Raw genomic sequence first — 17,730 nt, 5'->3', positions numbered from 1 at the left:
ACTCTTTTCTTGATCCTTTATCCGACTTCGACCGTCTTGACCAAAGCGTGCTCAAGCACTTGATCCATATGGCTGACCGGGATAAAGGTTATTTCGTTTCTGACGCTCTCGGGAATTTCCACGATGTCCTTTTCATTGTCTTGCGGAATGAGAATTTTGCGAATACCGGCACGGTGAGCGGCCAGCGCCTTTTCCTTCAATCCTCCGATAGGCAGTACGCGGCCGCGCAGCGTAATCTCACCAGTCATCGCGACTTGTCTGGACACGGGGATGTTCGTTAATGCCGAGATCAGAGCGGTTGCCATCGTAATCCCTGCAGATGGTCCGTCTTTGGGGATAGCCCCTTCGGGAATATGAATATGGATATCTTTTTTCTCATGAAAATCAGGAGCTATTTTCAGCTGATCGGCACGCGAACGGGTATAGCTGAAAGCGGCCTGCGCTGATTCCTTCATAACATCTCCGAGCTTGCCGGTTAATGTCAGCTTGCCGGTACCGGCCATAACCGTGACTTCAATCACTAATGTGTCTCCTCCGACTTCAGTCCATGCCAGACCTGTGACGGCTCCAATCTGATCCTTTTCCTCGCTCATGTTGTAGCGGAATTTGGATGCTCCCAGGAAATCCTTCAAATTTCCGATAGTCACATGAACCGGCTGCGTTGAATCGGAAACGATTTGCTTGGCCGCTTTGCGGCATATGCCGGCAATTTGCTGCTCCAGATTCCGCACTCCAGCCTCGCGTGTATATTCGCGGATTAGTTTCATAATTGCTTCTTCATCAACGATCAGCTGATCCACCTGCAGACCGTGATCCTTCTTCTGTTTGCCGAGCAAGTATTTAAGCGCAATTTGCAGCTTCTCGATTTCCGTGTAGCCAGGAATGTAGAGAACCTCCATCCTATCGAGCAGCGGACGCGGGATGTTATGGACGGCATTGGCTGTAGTGATAAACATCACGTTGGACAAATCAAACGGTACCTCAATAAAATGATCGCTAAAAGTGCTGTTCTGCTCAGGGTCAAGAACCTCCAGCAAGGCAGAGGCCGGGTCTCCCCGGAAATCCATCGCCATCTTGTCGATTTCATCAAGCAGGAACACCGGATTGTTCGAGCCTGCGTTTTTCATCCCTTGGATGATACGCCCTGGCATGGCGCCGACATAGGTGCGGCGATGACCGCGAATTTCCGCTTCATCGCGAACACCGCCAAGCGATATGCGCAGGAACTGACGATTCATGGACCTTGCTATGGATCTCGCGATGGATGTTTTACCGACACCCGGCGGTCCCACCAGGCAAAGAATCGGCCCTTTCATTTGCTGCACAAGCTTCTGAACCGCCAAGTATTCAAGTACACGCTCTTTAGGTTTTTCCAAACCGTAATGGTCTTCGTTCAGAATCATCTCAGCCTTATCAATATCCAAAACATCTTCGGTACGATTGGACCAGGGAAGCCCCAGCAGCCAATCGATATAATTGCGAATCACACCGCCTTCAGCCGAAGTGTTGGGCATCTTCTCCAAGCGTTCGATTTCCTTCTCGACTTTATCCTTGACTTTATCCGGAAGCTCGGTTTCGGCCATTAGAGCGCGGAGCTCATCTACTTCTCCGGCACGTCCTTCTTTATCGCCAAGCTCCTTTTGAATGGCTTTCATCTGCTCGCGCAGGTAATATTCCTTTTGCGTCTTCTCCATTTGCTTCTTGACACGCTGGCTGATTTTACGCTCCAGCTCCAGCACTTCACGTTCGTTGTTAAGAATGCTGAGCATTTTTTCAAGCCGTTCACGCACATCTACTGTCTCCAGGATTTCTTGCTTATCTTTGATTTTAAGCGGGAGATGGCTGCAAATCACATCGGCCAACCGTCCCGGCTCATCTATATCGGAAACTGCAGCTAATGTTTCCGGGGTTACCTTTTTGGAAAGATTGATATAATTCTCGAATTGGCCAAGTACAGTCCGCATTAACGCATCGATTTCCGGGTCCGTTATTTCCTGCTCAGGCAGCTCTTTGACGGTAACCTCATAGTATTCATCATTTGCCTGGAATTCTGTTATTTCAGCACGAAGCATGCCCTCAACCAGTACACGAATAGTGCCGTTAGGGAGCTTGAGCATTTGTCTGACCTTAGCAATGGTGCCGATTTGATAAATGTCCTCTATGGAGGGCTCTTCTATATTCATCTCGGATTGGGAGCAGAGCAGAATCATGCTGTCGTCAATCATGGCCCTTTCGAGAGCCTTGACCGATTTCTCTCGCCCCACATCGAGGTGTAGCACCATACTCGGGTAAACTAACAATCCCCTCAACGGCAATAACGGAAGTCTGCGAACCTTAAGCTTATTCGGTCCCATCCTCTGCACCTCCTAGAATTTGTTCCTGCACGCCTTTACATTTTAACAAAACTAAAATCAAAACACCAATTCGCGCTTCCATTTACTCCCAGTTCAATATTATGAGTCTAAGGATTGAGGCGGTTTGGCATGTAAAATGGGCAAGGCAGAGGGGGAAACCGTTCGCTCCGGAAATAGGGGCATTTGTATCACATTATCTTGCAGATCCAGATTCAGCGCGATTTTGAGTACCTCTTCAATCGAATCAACGGCTACTACTTCCACGCCCGGCAAATCGACAAACAGCTCCTGCCAATTTTCCTTGGGGATGATGACTTTCGTTGCGCCGGCCTGAAAAGCAGCTTCCACCTTCGCCACAACCCCGCCAACGGGCTTCACCTTGCCGTGTATGCTCATCTCTCCGGTCATGGCAAGATGATTATCGACAGGGGTTTTATGGATCGCGGAAGCAATGGCAACAGCCATCGAAATACCTGCGGAGGGTCCATCAATCGGTATGCCGCCCGGAAAATTGATGTGCAAATCAAAGCTCGATGTCGGCATCCCGATCTTCCTTAGTACGGTCAGCACATTTTCAACTGAACCGCGGGCCATGCTTTTTCTGCGGAGCGTGCGGGAGCCGCCTCCCGTCTCTTCCTCATCCACTACTCCCGTAATGTTGAAAGTTCCATGGCCCTGAATATGCGCCGGAATGGCTATCACTTCAATCTCCAGCAGCGTTCCCAAATTCGGTCCATAAACGGCAAGACCATTGACAAAGCCGATCTGCGGCTCGCTGGGAATCTTTCTCTCCGGACGAGGCGGAATTTGTGAGCTGTTAACCACCCATTCTATATCCGCTGCGGTGATTTCTTGACGTTTGTCGGTCATCGCCATACCTGCGGCTAATTGAATAATATTCACAGCTTCGCGGCCGTTGGTGGCGTATTTTTTGATCACTTCTACAGCGGGCGCACTCTCCATAAGGCCAATTTTCTTCAAAGAGTTCTCTGCGATCAGCCCTATCTCCTCAGGCAGCAGCGGCCGGAAAAAAATCTCCAGACAGCGGGAGCGAATCGCTGGAGGAAGCTCATTGGCGGTACGAGTCGTAGCGCCTACTAGCCGGAAATCGGCAGGCAGGCCGTTTTGGAAAATATCGTGAATATAGCTGGGGATATTCGTATCCTCCGAGCTGTAATAGGCGCTTTCGAGAAAAACCTTGCGATCCTCAAGCACCTTGAGCAGCTTATTTATTTGAATAGGGTGGAGCTCTCCAATTTCATCAATGAATAAAATGCCGCCATGCGCCTTGGTTACGGCACCAGGCTTAGGCTGCGGGATTCCAGCCACACCCATGGCTCCGGCTCCCTGATAAATAGGATCATGCACCGAACCGATCAAAGGGTCGGCAATGCCTCTTTCATCAAAACGAGCCGTGGTGGCATCGATTTCCGTAAACTTGGCTTCCGTACGAAAAGGCGATTCCGGATTTTTCTTGGCTTCCTCCAGAACAACACGGGCAGCGGCTGTTTTGCCAACGCCCGGAGGGCCATATATAATCACATGCTGAGGGTTAGAGCCGCAAAGCGCCGCTTTCAAAGCACGAATACCTTCTTTTTGTCCGACGATATCCTGGATGGATGAAGGTCTGGTTTTCTCCGAAAGAGGTTTGGTCAGGGAGATGGAGCGTAATTTACGCAGCTTCTCCAGCTCCTTCTTCGACTCTCTATCAACGGCAGAGCGATTCGTCTGTTGGTTGCGAAGCAAATTCCAGAAATAGAGGCCGATCACGACAGCAAAAAATACTTGAATCAACATCAAAATGATACTTAAGCTCATCTCCATACCTCCTGGGTTCATAATGAGAAAACCTCATAAGACCCATTATTCCCGCGTTAAGGATCGTTAATCCCAATTTTGTATAAGTTTATGGTTCAAGCTTCATCAGCTTGGAAATGGACACAAAACGAGCCTCCTTTTGAATCGACGCAACGGATGCCTGAATCACTTGCGCCGTTTTCTTGCCCGCCGTACCGACATGCCCGATGGCAATACACTGATCCTGCTTCAAGAGAAGCTTTTGAATCTTGTTCATTTGTTTGCTGATGTGAGATACTGTAAAAATTTCATCCAAGAAAAGCTCATTTTCCGCATAAGGCACTGCCATTTGCTTGGCAAGCTTCGCCAAGAGGCTCTTGTCGGTTGTCCGGCTATCCAGAATCATCATCCCTTTTTCCTTACATACCTCTACGACAATCCTCGCTACTCGCTCATCCGCTGTAGCTTTGGAACCCATATGATTGTTAATCCCAATCGCGTAAGGAACATCTTGAATAGCAGCTTCCACCCTTTTACGAATTTCTGCGCTCGAGAGGTCTGTTGTAATGGCTCCCGGTCCGAGCCAGCTTTTTTTACCGCGCAACGGCTCCATCGGCAAATGAACCAACACCTCATGTCCTTTCTCGTGGGCGAGGCGCGCATCTCTTTTGGTGGTTGGCAGGAACGGCATGACGGCGATGGTCAGCGGGACGGGAATCGCAAACATTTCTTCGGTACCTACCATGTCATTGCCGAAATCATCGATGACTACTGCTAATTGCTTCTGGAGCGGTGCAATCGGTTCCTCCGCTACCGCATGCAACAGCGGGTAACCGGCCATGAAAACCGCCATAAGGATCGTACATGTAAAGATTCCAACTTTACGAGCATGGAACAACATGATGCACCCCTTTCATCTCTATTCATTATGCATTTCTTATTGCCCGATTATGCGCAAAACAAGGATAAACCGCTATACCGTCCTAGAAAACGAGCGTTTGTAAATGCAACAAAAAAGCCGTCTAAGAAACCCATTGGCTTCTCAGACGGCTATCCAATTTAGTCATTAATGTTTACGGCCGGGTATAACCCCAGTGGCTTCGTAAGCATTTACGATAGTATCGATTTCTTTCTTGAGCTCATTCAAGAGTTCATCTTCAGGAACCTTCCGTACCATTTCCCCATAGCGGAAAAGCATCCCTTCTCCGCGGGCACCGGCGATGCCGATATCCGCTTCTCTCGCTTCTCCCGGTCCGTTCACAGCGCAGCCGAGCACGGACACTTTGATGGGAACCTTAATCTTCGAGATATATTCCTCAACCTCATTTGCAATTGAAAATAAATCGATATCCAATCGGCCGCAGGTTGGGCAGGAAACTAAGGTCGCTGCATTCGTAATGAGACCAAAGGTTTTCAGAAGCTCTCGAGCAACTTTAACTTCTTCAACAGGATCGGTGCTGAGTGAAATTCTTACGGTTGAGCCAATGCCCATGTTCAGTAAAGTTCCGATGCCTGCTGCACTTTTGATTGAGCCCGAGAACAAGGTCCCAGCTTCCGTTATGCCTAGATGCAAGGGGTAATTAAAAGTTTGAGCTGCTTTGCTATAGGCTGCAATTGCCATTGGCACATCAGAGGCCTTGAGTGAAACGATAATATCCCGAAAATCCAGTTCTTCCAGTATACCGATATGAAAGAGGGCACTCTCAACCATAGCTTCCGGAGTCGGATAGCCGTATTTCTCAAGCAGGTGATTCTCCAAGGAACCCGCATTCACGCCAATTCGAATCGGTATGCCGCGCTCTTTACATGCTTTGACCACAGCTTCCACCTTTTCCCGACGGCCGATGTTGCCCGGGTTGATTCGAACCTTGTCAATGCCATTGGCGATAGCGGACAGGGCAAGACGATGGTCAAAATGAATGTCAGCAACCAAAGGTATATGAATTTGCTTCTTTATTTCTTTAATAGCCTCCGCAGCCTCATTGTTATTAACCGTCACGCGAACAATTTGACAGCCTGCTTCTTCAAGACGAAGAATCTCTGCAACCGTAGCTTGTACATCAGCAGTTTTGGTCGTGCACATGCTTTGAATAATAACTTCATTGCTGCCCCCAATGGTCAAATTACCCACACGGACGGGTATCGTATCTCGTCTATGAAACATAAGTGAGTCTCTCCCCATGACACCAAACATCCTCCGCTCCGGATTCCCGAAGGAACTGCCGGATTGGAGGCTGTGTGTACAGTTTTTTTGAAATTGTTGGGTTATGCACTTTCTTCTTTCTTTTTGCTGCTCGCAGGCTTTACTTCAGTTGTGGTTAAAACAGGGGCAAGCTTGTTCTGAACCGTATCCTTGGTCACCTTGCAAGTGGCAACGTCCGTTCTGGATGGAATCTCAAACATCACGTCCAGCATGATGGCTTCGATAATGGCACGGAGACCACGGGCGCCGGTGTTTCGTTTGATCGCTTCTTTCGCAATGGCATCCAGGGATTCTTGATCAAATTCAAGACCCACATTATCCATTTCCAAAAGCTTCTGGTATTGCTTCACAAGAGCATTCTTAGGCTCTGTAAGAATACGCACGAGCGCATCTTCATCAAGCGGCTCGAGTGTCGAAATGACAGGCAAACGTCCCACGAATTCGGGGATCAGTCCAAACTTCAGCAAATCCTCAGGAAGCACCATGGACAAGTATTCGCCCGGCTTCAAATCGGCTTTGGTTCCATCTGTACTGAATCCGATGACCTTTTTACCGATTCTGCGCTTGATGATTTGCTCAAGACCGTCAAAGGCTCCGCCGCAAATAAACAAAATGTTCGTGGTGTCGATTTGGATAAACTCTTGATGAGGATGCTTGCGTCCGCCTTGAGGAGGGACTGAAGCTACGGTTCCTTCAAGAATTTTCAGAAGCGCTTGCTGCACGCCTTCACCGGAAACGTCGCGGGTGATGGACGGATTCTCCGATTTACGGGCCACTTTATCAATTTCATCAATATAAATAATGCCGCGTTCGGCTTTTTCCACATCGTAATCTGCTGCTTGAATCAGCTTCAGCAAGATGTTCTCAACGTCTTCGCCAACATAACCGGCTTCCGTTAAAGAGGTGGCATCGGCAATCGCGAAAGGCACGTTCAGAATCTTGGCCAAGGTTTGGGCAAGCAAAGTTTTCCCGCTTCCGGTAGGCCCCAGAAGTACGATATTGCTCTTTTGCAGCTCAACGTCCTCAAGCTTATTCTGCGAATTGATCCGCTTGTAATGGTTATATACCGCTACGGACAGCGACTTCTTCGCTTGCTCCTGACCAATGACATATTGATCCAGAATCGAGCGGATTTCCATCGGCTTGGGAACATCCTTCAGATCCAGCTCTTCCTCGTGGCCTAATTCTTCCTCCACAATCTCCGTGCAAAGCTCTATACATTCATCGCATATATACACGCCGGGTCCTGCAACCAGCTTACGGACCTGATCCTGTGATTTTCCGCAAAAGGAACACTTCAATTGGCCTTTTTCATCGTTAAATTTGAACAATTCGATCACTCCTTTACTTTCAGATCGTTTCCGGTGATCACCTTGTCGATTAACCCATAAGCTCTCGCTTCCTCAGCACTCATAAAGTTATCGCGATCGGTGTCTCTCTCGATTTTCTCGAGCGGTTGACCCGTACGATCCACATAGATTTGATTTAGTTTTTGCTTAGTTTTGATAATCCAATCTGCATGGATTTTGATATCGGTCGCTTGACCTCTTACTCCGCCCAGCGGCTGGTGAATCATAACTTCGGCATTTGGCAGCGCAAAACGCTTCCCTTTGGCACCTGCCGTCAACAGGAGTGAACCCATGCTTGCAGCCATGCCCACACAAATCGTGGATACATCCGGCTTTATAAACTGCATGGTATCATATATACCCATTCCCGCAGTCACTGAACCACCAGGGGAATTAATGTAAAGATGAATATCCTTCTCGGCCTCTTGAGCAGATAAAAACAGCAGCTGGGCAATGACCAAATTTGCCACATCGTCATCAATAGCGCTTCCGATGAAGATGATGCGATCCTTGAGCAGGCGCGAGTAGATGTCATAAGAACGCTCTCCACGAGCTTCTTGTTCCACTACCATAGGAATAAGACTCATTGTACCAACTCCTTTATGGGCTAATGCAAATATTTATACCTCAGTATATGAAGTATTATCCTCATATTAACATGTTTAAGATGCAAAGTCATTTTTTCGGGCAGGGCTATGTATGAGTTATTTCTGTGGCGAGTATGGAGTAGTTTGTGAGGATAAAAAACCTCTAGTCGTGGTTATAGCTTGAATGCAGCCGACGATTAGAGGTTTAGTTTTTTTAAACAGCTGCAGGAATTGTCTTGCTGCTTTCAAGCAGGAAGTCAACCGTTTTTCTCACTGTTAAATCGTTCTTTATGCCTTCGAGGCTCCCGTTTGAAGCGAATATGTCACGAAGCTCTTCGGCAGAACGCTGATAGGAATCAGCAAGTTTTGTCAGCTCAGCATCTACTTCTTCATCGGATGCTGTAATATTCTCTGCTGCAGCGATGGCTTCAAGAACAAGATTATTACGGACGCGTTTTTCAGCATCTTCTCTCATTTGTTCTTTCAGCATGCCTTCATTTTGTCCGGAGAACTGGAAGTAAATATCCAGGGTCATCCCTTGGGCACGAAGGCGTCTTTCGAATTCCTTGATCATCACATCAAGCTCGGATTCGATCATGGCGTTTGGAATTTCCACTTCTGCGCCAGCAGCGGCCTTTTCCACGACGGCTGTTTCTTTGGAAACCTGCAGGTCTTTCTCTTTTCTTTCCTGCAAGCGTGTCCTCAGATCTTGCTTGTACTCTTCAAGAGTATCGAACTCACTGACATCCTTTGCAAACTCATCGTCCAGCTCAGGAAGGTTTTTGCGTTTGATATCATGAATCTTCACTTTGAATACTGCCGCTTGGCCTTTCAACGATTCGGAGTGGTAGTCTTCCGGGAACGTAACTTCCACATCTTTCTCATCACCTTTAACCACACCGACCAGCTGCTCTTCAAATCCAGGAATAAAGCTGTTGGAGCCCAGCTCAAGCGAATGCTTCTCCGCTTTGCCTCCTTCGAAGGCTTCACCGTCTACAAAACCTTCAAAATCAAGAATCACAACATCGCCATTCTCTGCTGCGCCATCTTCAAGCACAACAAGCTCAGCGTGACGCTGCTGCAGCCTTTTTAATTCCTCGTCCAGTTCTTCATCGGATACGGAAGAATCGGCTGCTTCCAATTCAAGACCTTTATAAGTTCCCAAAGTGACTTCAGGTTTGACCATGACTTTGGCCTTGAACTTCAAAGTTTGTCCCTTGCCAAATTGTTCAACGTCCACTTCAGGGCGGTCCACAGGATCAATACCCGCTTCTTCCACTGCTTCCACATAAACTTCCGGCAATAGAATATCCAGCGCGTCTTGATAGAGGCTTTCCACGCCAAATTTCGCTTCAAATATGGAACGCGGGACTTTCCCTTTACGGAAGCCAGGTACGTTTACCTTAGCCGCTACTTTCTTAAATGCTTTATCGAGTGCTTCCGTAACGCGCTCAGCGCCTACTTCCACTTCAAGAACGCCTACGTTCTTCTCTATTTTTTCCCAACTTGCTTTCATTTTATGCTTTCCCCTCCGCAAATGTACCATGACATTTTTTCACGTTCTGGCTGGCTTGGGATGAATAAACAAGCCCACCCGCCGATATAACCATTTTATTATAACATAATACTTTTTCATTTCAAGCCGGATACATACCTTTCACAAAGCTGCGTAAAATCGCATAAGTTTGCTTCCATCGCAGTTTCATCGACTCTGTAATTCCATACTTCTCCATGATTTCTTCCTGATCGAGGCTGCCAAACAGCATCTCCTGCAAAACAGCATGAAGCGATGAGGCCCATATGTCTACGGCACCTTCCTCCTGCAGTAATAATTGCGAGTAAAGGGGTGTCCCGTAAGCAGAAATGAGAAATTCATTCCAAGCCTCCTGCGAAAAAAATGAAAAGTCTGGATGATCGACTTCACTAATTTCATTTAAACGTCCCAGCATTTCCCGAATCACTTGAGGAAACTCATCCTCATTCAGAGGCGTCTCCTCAATCTCCACGCAAATTTCAATTTCATTTTTGGGCATGCAGACTTTCCCCTTCTCGCCTCTGAGCTTAAGGGTCTGAAGAGCTTTAAATTGGATGTTGGGATGCAGCTGCGATTGCTTTAGCCAATTGATTATGGCGGGGATTACGTCCTCATGTTCCACATAGCATAGCTGCTCGATTGCGATCAGCTTTTGTTCTATGGAACCGTTGCCGAGCATGTAAATGAGCTGTTCCGGATATTCCGCGTTCCCCGAGGTTTTCTGGGCTACCGCTTGCCGCAGCAGACCCTCCTCATTTTCCAGCTCCTCCTCGATGATGTCCATAGGAGCAAAAACCGCTTCGGGAACCATCGTTTGCAGCCATTCCTGCAGCGCTTCCCACTGGCCGTGTTTATTCGCTTCCACATCAGGAAACTGCAAAAGAAAAGCAAGGAGCCCCAGTGCCTCCCCATATTGTTCCAGCTGCAGAAATCGTGTCAATTCTTGCTCATAAAAGTCAATGGTTTTAGGAAATAGGATGACATTTTCCATCGAATTCTCTGATATGATAATCCACCCCAAACTCTTCATCATCAATGGTCACAGTGTAACGGATTGCACATTGGAATGCAAAAAGTAACCTCGGATCTCAGGGTTGACTTTTGTAAAATCGATGTGATACTATAACTCTTGCTCCTGTCCTAGTAGCTCAGCTGGATAGAGCACACGCCTTCTAAGCGTGCGGTCGGGGGTTCGAATCCCTCCTGGGACGTCATAGTTATAAACAAGAACCACGACAACCTGTCGTGGTTCTTGTTTTGCGGCTTTAAATGGCAAAAATGTGAACGCTAAAACCGTTAAATGGAAGGCCGATTCGGTTCGTGAAAGCCTGTTTCGCTCGGTCTCTTCAGGTTGGCTTTGCTTCTTTGAGCTTCTTTGCTGTTGGCGAGTGTGCTTTGCATCTGCTGCTCCAGACTTTTTTTACCGCGCATGAAGTGCCCTCCTTCCCTAATGTCGATGAGTCGGCAGCTGTTTCTCCGGATGCTTTTTCCCTTGCGTCTTCAAGTTCTTCTCGGCTTTTCTCTGCTTCTCATGAAGTTTAGAAATGAAATGACTGTCCATGCCATTTGCCCTCCCAGAAGTAGATTGCGACACTCCTTTAGTGTCCCCCGAATTACTTTTCTCCCCTTTGGAAATCTCTCCGGCAACAAAAAAATACAGCCTCGGCCATGAAACTGCCGGACTGCATCTCACTATCCTTTTATTCCAATCTTAACTTCATGGCCAAATGAATAAGCGAGCCTCTCGCTTCTTGATCGGTTTTCACCTTTTCATAAAGGGCTTCGAAGGTTTCACGGTTTTCCATGAATTCTTTTTCATTGCGAATGGCGGTTTGACTCCAATTGATTAAAACGTTTTCTGCCTGAATGAGATCATTATAAGCGCGATGGAGTCCGGTTCGTTCGATGATGGTTTCCATTTCCTCTTGAGTAACTTCATTGCCATCTTCCTGCAGAGAAGCAATCCGTTTATCGCTCTGCTCGCTTACCTGCAGAAAATGCTCTTTGGATGCCCGATAATCCATTTGTGCTTTCGAATATCTTTGTTTCATTGAAATCTCCCCAAATCTTTTGTCATAATTGCTCGGATGCCTATATTGTATCAGTCCAGCCCATGAAACACAAAACCGGACCCCTGAGAAATTTATGGGCACTGCTGGACAGACATTATATGAGGGCTGTTTGCATAGCCTTTATCATCACGCTCTCTTTAGGAAAGGGATGAAGTCTATGTGCGGAATTACGGGATGGATAGATTGGCGGAAGGACTTGACCCAGTACCCGTCTATTCTAGAAAATATGTCAGAATCATTGATGGCTCGCGGGCCCGATGCATACGGGACATGGATCTCCCAACACTGCGCTTTGGGCCATCGGCGTCTGAGTGTGATGGATCCTGAAAATGGCGCTCAGCCGATGATTCGAAAACAAGGCGAAAATACGTATACCGTTGTATATAATGGAGAATTATACAATGCGTCTGAGTTAAAAAGAGAGCTGGAACAGCGCGGTTACAAGTTTAAAACCAACTGCGACACTGAGGTTTTATTGAACGCTTTTATCGAGTGGGGGCGGGCTTGCATTGATAAATTCAACGGAATCTTTGCCTTTGGAGCATGGAATGAACAAGAGCAATCACTCTTTTTGGCAAGGGATCGCCTTGGAGTAAAACCGCTTTTTTATGCTCACTGGAACGGAATGTTTTTGTTCGGTTCGGAACCAAAATCCATCCTCGCGCACCCGGATTTCAAAACAGAAGTGGGCGCCGAAGGCCTTGCCGAAATATTTGCCATGGGGCCTGCTCGAACACCCGGGCATGGGATATATCGAAATCTCTTTGAATTAAAACCGGGGCACTGCATGGTGTATGACCGCAATGGATTATCGATCAAAGCTTATTGGAAGCTTGAGAGCAACCCTCATCCCGACGATGAGAATGATACCGCGCTTCGCATCAGGGAGCTTCTGATAGATACGGCACAGCGCCAGCTTGTTTCTGATGTTCCCATCTGCACCCTGCTGTCCGGAGGACTGGATTCCAGCGCTCTCACCTCGATAGCCGCTAATCATTATAAGGAAACAGGTCAAGATCAGCTCCATACCTATTCGATTGATTATGTCGACAATGACAAGCATTTTCAGGCCAGCGCTTTTCAACCTAACTCCGATGCACCATGGATCAAAAAGATGAGTGCATTTGCAAATACCCATCACCATAACATCGAATTCGACACTCCTGAGCTGGTAGAGTCGCTGAAAACAGTCGTTTATGCACGGGATACCCCGGGAATGGCGGATGTGGACGGATCGCTTTATTTGTTTTGCAAAGAGATTAAAAAAGAACACACGGTTGCTGTTTCCGGAGAGGCAGCCGATGAAATATTTGGAGGGTACCCCTGGTTTTATCGGGAAGATGCCCTGCAAGCCAATACGTTTCCATGGTCTTTAAGTCTTCAAAATCGTGTCGATCTACTTTCACCCGAACTCATAGACTGGATTAAACCAGAACAATACGTAAGCAGCAGGTATCAACAAGCTCTAGCAGAGGTGCCCAGAATGGCGGGCGAGAACGAGAAACAAAACCGGATGCGAGAAATGTCCTATTTAAACATTACCCGATTTATGCCGACGCTGCTGGATCGCAAGGATCGGATGAGCATGGCGGTCGGACTTGAGGTACGCGTACCTTTTTGCGACCATCGCCTGGTTGAATATGTATGGAATATACCTTGGGATATTAAATCTGCCGGAGGCAGGGAGAAAGGAATTCTACGCCAAGCGATGACAGGCTTGCTGCCGGAAGATGTGCTGAGCCGCAAAAAAAGTCCATATCCGAAAACCCACAATCCGAACTACCTCGAGGCCGTGCGAAAATGGGTTCTGGAGATCCTCGATGACCGGACTTCCCCTCTGCTGTCTTTTATCAATGCAGCTAAAGTTCGCCAATTGGCAAGCTCCGAAGCGTCTACGTATAACTTGCCCTGGTTCGGCCAATTGATGACAGGTCCGCAGATGTTTGCTTATCTGGCTCAAATTGATACATGGCTTAGGACTTATAAGGTGTCTATACGTTAATCCCTCTCTTCCGAGATTAAAGCAAAAAATTGGCGCAGCGCCATGGCTCTGTGGCTGATTTCGTTTTTTTCATCTGCTTTCAGCTCAGCCATCGTTTTGCCTATAGAGGGGATATAGAAAAGCGGATCGTATCCGAACCCTCCGCTTCCTCTGGGTTCGTTCAAGATGAAGCCGCTGCATGCAGCCTCGGTTTCAATGGTCTCGTGCGCAGCCGTGTCGACTAGCGCCAATGCGCAAACAAAGGTTGCTGGACTAAGCAGAACAGCGGTGGGGTCAGTCACCTTCTCCAGCTCGCGCAGCAGCTTTTCATTGTTTTGCTCATCGGTAGCATGCTCACCGGCATAGCGCGCGGAGTAAACGCCTGGCCCCCCGCCCAATGCCTCGACGCATAATCCGGAATCATCCGCAAAAACGGGTACATGCAAATGGGCCGATATCGTTTGCGCCTTGATTTTGGCGTTTTCGGCAAAGGTAGCGCCATCCTCGACGATTGGCGGCAAATCCGAATAATCATCCAGGCTGCGCACACGAATGCCATTTTGTCCAAACAGCTTGGCAAATTCTTTCATTTTTCCTTGGTTACGAGTGGCAATAACAACAAGATTACTCTGAAGCCGCATGCTGGGTACCTCGTATACGATCGCCAATAGGACCTAAAATCCTTCGTTGTTCCTCAATCATCTGCTGAATCCCCGACTCCGCCAAGGCAAGCAGCTCATCCAGCTCTCGGCGGCTGAAAGGAGCATCCTCGCCAGTCCCTTGAACCTCCACGAACTGGCCTTGACCTGTCATCACCACATTCATGTCCACCTTAGCAATTGAATCCTCATCATAGTGCAAATCCAAACGGGCGCTGTTAGCAATAACACCGACACTAACGGAGGCAAGGAAGTCCGTTATGGGAAATCTGGACAGATGTTTGGTGTCAGCCAGCTTGTTAACGGCCAATGCCATAGCAACAAAAGCACCCGTTATAGATGTCGTCCTCGTCCCACCATCGGCTTGAATCACATCGCAATCGAGTGTGATTGAACGTTCCCCGAGTGCCTCTAAATCAACAACCGCCCTGAGCGCGCGGCCAATTAATCGTTGAATTTCCATCGTCCGCCCGCCCAGCTTACCTTTTGCTGCTTCCCTTTGATTTCGAACCTGTGTAGCTCTGGGCAGCATCGAATATTCTGCCGTTATCCATCCCTTGCCTTGGCCCTTCATAAAAGGAGGAACCCGATCTTCCACCGTCGCCGTACAAATGACTTTGGTATCGCCTGCTTCGATCAGTACGGAACCTTCTGCATGCTTTATATAATGGGGAGTAATTTTCATCGGTCGAAGCTCGTTATTTGCTCTTCCATCACTTCTCATGTACTTGCCTCCTCCAGAACGATTATGCTTCATTGTATCAAAGTAACCAGCGAAAAGCACTTAAACAAGCAAAAAAGGGAGAGCCGGCTCCCCCTTTCAAATATTAATGGACTTTAAAGCTTCACTGGATTTACATGAGAAGGTCTGGAAACGGAAGCATCCTTTACCGCGCCGTCAATCATAATTTGCACTTTGCTGATCCCTGTATTCTCGGTTAAGGATAAAACGATGGACTGCAAGGTATCCACTGATGCTTTTTGATCCGAACCGAGCAATTTACCCGAGAAATCAATGGTAATCAGATTATCGGTTTTTTTGACGCTGCGTACTTCCGTACCTGGCTGGATCACCGGGCTGAGACCTTTTTTGGCATCCGGCCCTTTAATCAACTGCTGGACGGTTGTTGTAACGACATCGTCCGTTCTTTTGACCATTCGGGTGACAGGTACATAATATTTGTAGTTTGGATCATTTTGATTCAGAAAATAAAGAGTGACTGGTGTGGATTGGCCAAAGTCTGCATCTTCAGATTTCTCGATGTTAATTCCCATCGTACGGCCGATAGGTTGATCAAGCGGCGTTTTTCCGACAGGCATTTCCTTTAACACTTTGCCCTCTACCCAAAGCTGAACTTTTTCTACAGCGGGAAAGCCGGTTAATGTCCAGGTGATCGCTTCCAGTATTTTGCGCTCATCCCCTGGAGTGTAGCTTAAAAATTGCTTGGAAAAATCGACAACAGCCAGTTTCTTCTCAGTGATAATATTGACGCCCTTGATGATGGTTCCCTTTGGCAGTAAAGCTTCAAAGCCCGAGGGCAATAGACTGTCCACTGGTCCGCCTTTCACCATGTACTCCAGCGTGGTTCTTGCCGGAGACTGTGTTTTGGGTAGACTCAAACTGATTGGGGCAACAAAACCTTTGGCATCCTTGGCAAATAAGGTCATTTGATTCTGGCTGTCTGCCATGTTAATGGTCACCGTTCCCGAACCAGCTCCTGAACCACTGCTTGAACCAGTTCCTGAGCCACTACCTGAACCAGTTCCTGAAACAGTTTTAGATACCGCCTCCGCTCCCGTTCCCGATTGCGGTGGATCGATCTGATTCGCTTTCTTGGAACCCCACAGCGAGCAGCCGGTAGTCAGTAAAACAATTGCCCCTGTCAAAGCAGCAATGCGAATCCATGGTCGGTGTAACATCCGCTTTTTCCTCCTTTGAAATTGCTAGTACTATATATACGATACTTTGTCCGATTTATAACTACTTTTTGTCCTATAAAAGAGACAAACCTTTTTCCAGAGTTCTGGAGTTGGAAAAGGTAACTTTCAAGCAACATCCGATAGTTTATAACACAAAGATGGAACCACAGAATTCTGCCGATTGTCTTCAGTGCCACACCTCTGAATACAAATATGCGGGACTGTCCCTAAGCCAATTTCATGGCGTTTGGGACAGCCCCGCTTCATAGGGACTTCATTCGGATAGAGGTTGGATTGTCTACTGGACAGGTTTATTGAAGGTTGGGATATTGTTGTGAGCCAAACGGCCGCATGCTGCCGCTACAATTCCGCATACGATGTCGTCGATGAAGGTGTTGCACATGCCTTCCGACTGATCGCTGTCGAGCTCCTGGATGATACCGATCTTGGCTTTGTCCAGATAGCCGAAATTTGTAATCGCGATCGTGCCATACATGAGCGGAATCGCCATTGCGATCGACTCATCAACGCCGAACAGCCCTTCATCATGGCCGACGATATGATTGTATTGGTCTTTAAATTCCCCTTTTTCCACCCCTACATCGATTTTGATCGCCAGTTGGATGGCATGGAATGTCTGCTGCTTCTTCAGCACGGCCAATGTATGGTCCACGCAAACCTGGCGATCCAATGATGGGCTGTAAGGACGCTGCAGACCATCCAAAATATCAACCAAGTCATCAAGATGGACGCCGCGGGAAGCGAGCAGTTCCAGATTGATCTGTGTGTAATCCTCTTTCACGTTTTCTGAAATGACCACCGTTGCCGCGGAAGCGACAATGGCGCAAATTCCTTTGGATAGAAAGGATTTGGGCCGTTTGTTGGGGAAAAAGAAACGGAATTTGCAATCTAAAAAACCGAATAAAGAGCTTGCTCCGCTGCCATAAAGTCCGCAGATGGACATGGCGATGGTACGATGCAGATTATAGGATGGATCCTTCATACTGGCATGCAGCTCAGGATCGTGCTTTACTTTTTTCTCAAGCTCAAGGAGAGTAGACATCACATTATAGGTTTCCGTTTTGCTCATAACGCCAAGCAAGGTGTTGGTAATGAGCTCCGAGGGGATTTTTTTGATCCCTCGGACTTCCACCAAAAGGCGGGCTATTGCATTTTCTATATCAACTTGGGGAAATGATCGGAAAATTTCTTCCCTCATTTCATTCAAGATCTCCGTTTTATCCTTCAAAAAAGTTCTCAAGGTATATCCTCCA

At 47.6% G+C, this 17,730-nt stretch carries 16 protein-coding genes and 1 tRNA gene; 2 read left to right on the top strand and 15 right to left on the bottom strand.

The genetic code is table 11. The annotated features are described in order from the left end of the window. Positions 1 to 17: 17 nt before the first annotated feature. The 8 genes from lon to BLV33_RS24485 form a co-directional block, all read right to left on the bottom strand. Positions 18 to 2,354 (bottom strand): endopeptidase La, encoded by a 2,337-nt coding sequence (lon, locus tag BLV33_RS24520; protein WP_090797893.1) that lies wholly within the window; start codon positions 2,352 to 2,354, stop codon positions 18 to 20. A gap of 99 nt (positions 2,355 to 2,453) precedes the next feature. Continuing rightward, the gene (lonB, locus tag BLV33_RS24515) at positions 2,454 to 4,172 is read right to left on the bottom strand and encodes an ATP-dependent protease LonB (protein WP_171909286.1); all 1,719 of its coding nucleotides are present in this window, start codon (positions 4,170 to 4,172) and stop codon (positions 2,454 to 2,456) included. Between the two features lie 88 nt (positions 4,173 to 4,260). Continuing rightward, a complete protein-coding gene (locus BLV33_RS24510) occupies positions 4,261 to 5,052 on the bottom strand; it encodes a divergent polysaccharide deacetylase family protein (RefSeq protein WP_253187157.1) in 792 nt (263 codons plus the stop codon). A gap of 165 nt (positions 5,053 to 5,217) precedes the next feature. Next, positions 5,218 to 6,315: a flavodoxin-dependent (E)-4-hydroxy-3-methylbut-2-enyl-diphosphate synthase gene (gene ispG, locus BLV33_RS24505; RefSeq protein WP_090797891.1), complete on the bottom strand. Its 1,098-nt coding sequence runs from the start codon at positions 6,313 to 6,315 to the stop codon at positions 5,218 to 5,220. Positions 6,316 to 6,416: 101 nt separating this feature from the next. Further along, positions 6,417 to 7,685, bottom strand: coding sequence for an ATP-dependent protease ATP-binding subunit ClpX (gene clpX / locus BLV33_RS24500; RefSeq protein ID WP_090797889.1), 1,269 nt, complete (start codon positions 7,683 to 7,685; stop codon positions 6,417 to 6,419). 5 nt (positions 7,686 to 7,690) lie between these two features. Further along, positions 7,691 to 8,290 carry an ATP-dependent Clp endopeptidase proteolytic subunit ClpP gene (gene clpP, locus BLV33_RS24495; RefSeq protein ID WP_090797888.1) on the bottom strand — a complete coding sequence of 200 codons (600 nt, stop codon included), beginning with the start codon at positions 8,288 to 8,290 and terminating at the stop codon, positions 7,691 to 7,693. A gap of 214 nt (positions 8,291 to 8,504) precedes the next feature. Then, positions 8,505 to 9,806 (bottom strand): trigger factor, encoded by a 1,302-nt coding sequence (gene tig, locus BLV33_RS24490; protein WP_090797886.1) that lies wholly within the window; start codon positions 9,804 to 9,806, stop codon positions 8,505 to 8,507. A gap of 121 nt (positions 9,807 to 9,927) precedes the next feature. Continuing rightward, positions 9,928 to 10,815 carry a hypothetical protein gene (locus BLV33_RS24485; RefSeq protein WP_090797885.1) on the bottom strand — a complete coding sequence of 296 codons (888 nt, stop codon included), beginning with the start codon at positions 10,813 to 10,815 and terminating at the stop codon, positions 9,928 to 9,930. 146 nt (positions 10,816 to 10,961) lie between these two features. On the opposite strand from BLV33_RS24485, the gene BLV33_RS24480 reads away from it, so the two are divergent. Next, positions 10,962 to 11,035 (top strand) — tRNA-Arg (locus BLV33_RS24480). An 85-nt stretch (positions 11,036 to 11,120) separates the two neighbouring features. Here the strand turns inward: BLV33_RS24480 and BLV33_RS30525 are convergent. From BLV33_RS30525 to BLV33_RS24470, 3 genes are all read right to left on the bottom strand, one after another. Beyond that, a complete protein-coding gene (locus BLV33_RS30525; protein ID WP_290439066.1) occupies positions 11,121 to 11,255 on the bottom strand; it encodes a hypothetical protein in 135 nt (44 codons plus the stop codon). A 16-nt stretch (positions 11,256 to 11,271) separates the two neighbouring features. Continuing rightward, entirely contained in the window at positions 11,272 to 11,385 is a 114-nt protein-coding gene (locus BLV33_RS24475; RefSeq protein ID WP_090797883.1) for a DUF4023 family protein, read from the bottom strand. 139 nt (positions 11,386 to 11,524) lie between these two features. Next, positions 11,525 to 11,875, bottom strand: coding sequence for a hypothetical protein (locus BLV33_RS24470; RefSeq protein ID WP_090797882.1), 351 nt, complete (start codon positions 11,873 to 11,875; stop codon positions 11,525 to 11,527). A gap of 178 nt (positions 11,876 to 12,053) precedes the next feature. On the opposite strand from BLV33_RS24470, the gene asnB reads away from it, so the two are divergent. Then, complete coding sequence (gene asnB / locus BLV33_RS24465; protein ID WP_090797880.1) at positions 12,054 to 13,898, top strand: asparagine synthase (glutamine-hydrolyzing); 1,845 nt, start codon at positions 12,054 to 12,056, stop codon at positions 13,896 to 13,898. Here the strand turns inward: asnB and BLV33_RS24460 are convergent. The 4 genes from BLV33_RS24460 to BLV33_RS24445 all read right to left on the bottom strand — a co-directional run bounded on the left by BLV33_RS24460 (position 13,895) and on the right by BLV33_RS24445 (position 17,717). Further along, positions 13,895 to 14,518: an XTP/dITP diphosphatase gene (locus BLV33_RS24460; RefSeq protein ID WP_090797879.1), complete on the bottom strand. Its 624-nt coding sequence runs from the start codon at positions 14,516 to 14,518 to the stop codon at positions 13,895 to 13,897. The genes asnB and BLV33_RS24460 overlap by 4 nt on opposite strands. Beyond that, on the bottom strand, positions 14,502 to 15,260 hold the full coding sequence (gene rph, locus BLV33_RS24455; protein WP_090797877.1) for a ribonuclease PH: 759 nt from the start codon (positions 15,258 to 15,260) through the stop codon (positions 14,502 to 14,504). Before rph ends, BLV33_RS24460 begins: the two co-directional genes overlap by 17 nt. Positions 15,261 to 15,373: 113 nt before the next feature. Further along, positions 15,374 to 16,456 (bottom strand): GerMN domain-containing protein, encoded by a 1,083-nt coding sequence (locus BLV33_RS24450; RefSeq protein ID WP_090797875.1) that lies wholly within the window; start codon positions 16,454 to 16,456, stop codon positions 15,374 to 15,376. A 298-nt stretch (positions 16,457 to 16,754) separates the two neighbouring features. Further along, positions 16,755 to 17,717 carry a phosphatidylglycerophosphatase A family protein gene (locus BLV33_RS24445; RefSeq protein WP_090797874.1) on the bottom strand — a complete coding sequence of 321 codons (963 nt, stop codon included), beginning with the start codon at positions 17,715 to 17,717 and terminating at the stop codon, positions 16,755 to 16,757. Positions 17,718 to 17,730: the final 13 nt, after the last annotated feature.

It is taken from the genome of Paenibacillus sp. GP183 (assembly GCF_900104695.1).
Classification (GTDB): domain Bacteria; phylum Bacillota; class Bacilli; order Paenibacillales; family NBRC-103111; genus Paenibacillus_AI.
The sequence above is the reverse complement of the archived record's forward strand: the minus strand, read 5'-3'. Positions and strand labels throughout refer to the sequence as shown.

Excerpts from the sequence above, each read along its gene's own strand:
- rph (WP_090797877.1), bottom strand. The coding sequence starts at position 15,260 with ATGAGAAGTGATGGAAGAGCAAATAACGAGCTTCGACCGATGAAAATT.
- BLV33_RS24450 (WP_090797875.1), bottom strand. The coding sequence starts at position 16,456 with ATGTTACACCGACCATGGATTCGCATTGCTGCTTTGACAGGGGCAATT.
- BLV33_RS24475 (WP_090797883.1), bottom strand. The coding sequence starts at position 11,385 with ATGGACAGTCATTTCATTTCTAAACTTCATGAGAAGCAGAGAAAAGCC.
- tig (WP_090797886.1), bottom strand. The coding sequence starts at position 9,806 with ATGAAAGCAAGTTGGGAAAAAATAGAGAAGAACGTAGGCGTTCTTGAA.
- BLV33_RS24460 (WP_090797879.1), bottom strand. The coding sequence starts at position 14,518 with ATGCGGCTTCAGAGTAATCTTGTTGTTATTGCCACTCGTAACCAAGGA.
- asnB (WP_090797880.1), top strand. The coding sequence starts at position 12,054 with ATGTGCGGAATTACGGGATGGATAGATTGGCGGAAGGACTTGACCCAG.
- BLV33_RS24510 (WP_253187157.1), bottom strand. The coding sequence starts at position 5,052 with ATGTTGTTCCATGCTCGTAAAGTTGGAATCTTTACATGTACGATCCTT.
- BLV33_RS30525 (WP_290439066.1), bottom strand. The coding sequence starts at position 11,255 with ATGCGCGGTAAAAAAAGTCTGGAGCAGCAGATGCAAAGCACACTCGCC.
- lon (WP_090797893.1), bottom strand. The coding sequence starts at position 2,354 with ATGGGACCGAATAAGCTTAAGGTTCGCAGACTTCCGTTATTGCCGTTG.
- lonB (WP_171909286.1), bottom strand. The coding sequence starts at position 4,172 with ATGAGCTTAAGTATCATTTTGATGTTGATTCAAGTATTTTTTGCTGTC.
- ispG (WP_090797891.1), bottom strand. The coding sequence starts at position 6,315 with ATGTTTCATAGACGAGATACGATACCCGTCCGTGTGGGTAATTTGACC.
- BLV33_RS24470 (WP_090797882.1), bottom strand. The coding sequence starts at position 11,875 with ATGAAACAAAGATATTCGAAAGCACAAATGGATTATCGGGCATCCAAA.
- clpP (WP_090797888.1), bottom strand. The coding sequence starts at position 8,290 with ATGAGTCTTATTCCTATGGTAGTGGAACAAGAAGCTCGTGGAGAGCGT.
- BLV33_RS24485 (WP_090797885.1), bottom strand. The coding sequence starts at position 10,815 with ATGGAAAATGTCATCCTATTTCCTAAAACCATTGACTTTTATGAGCAA.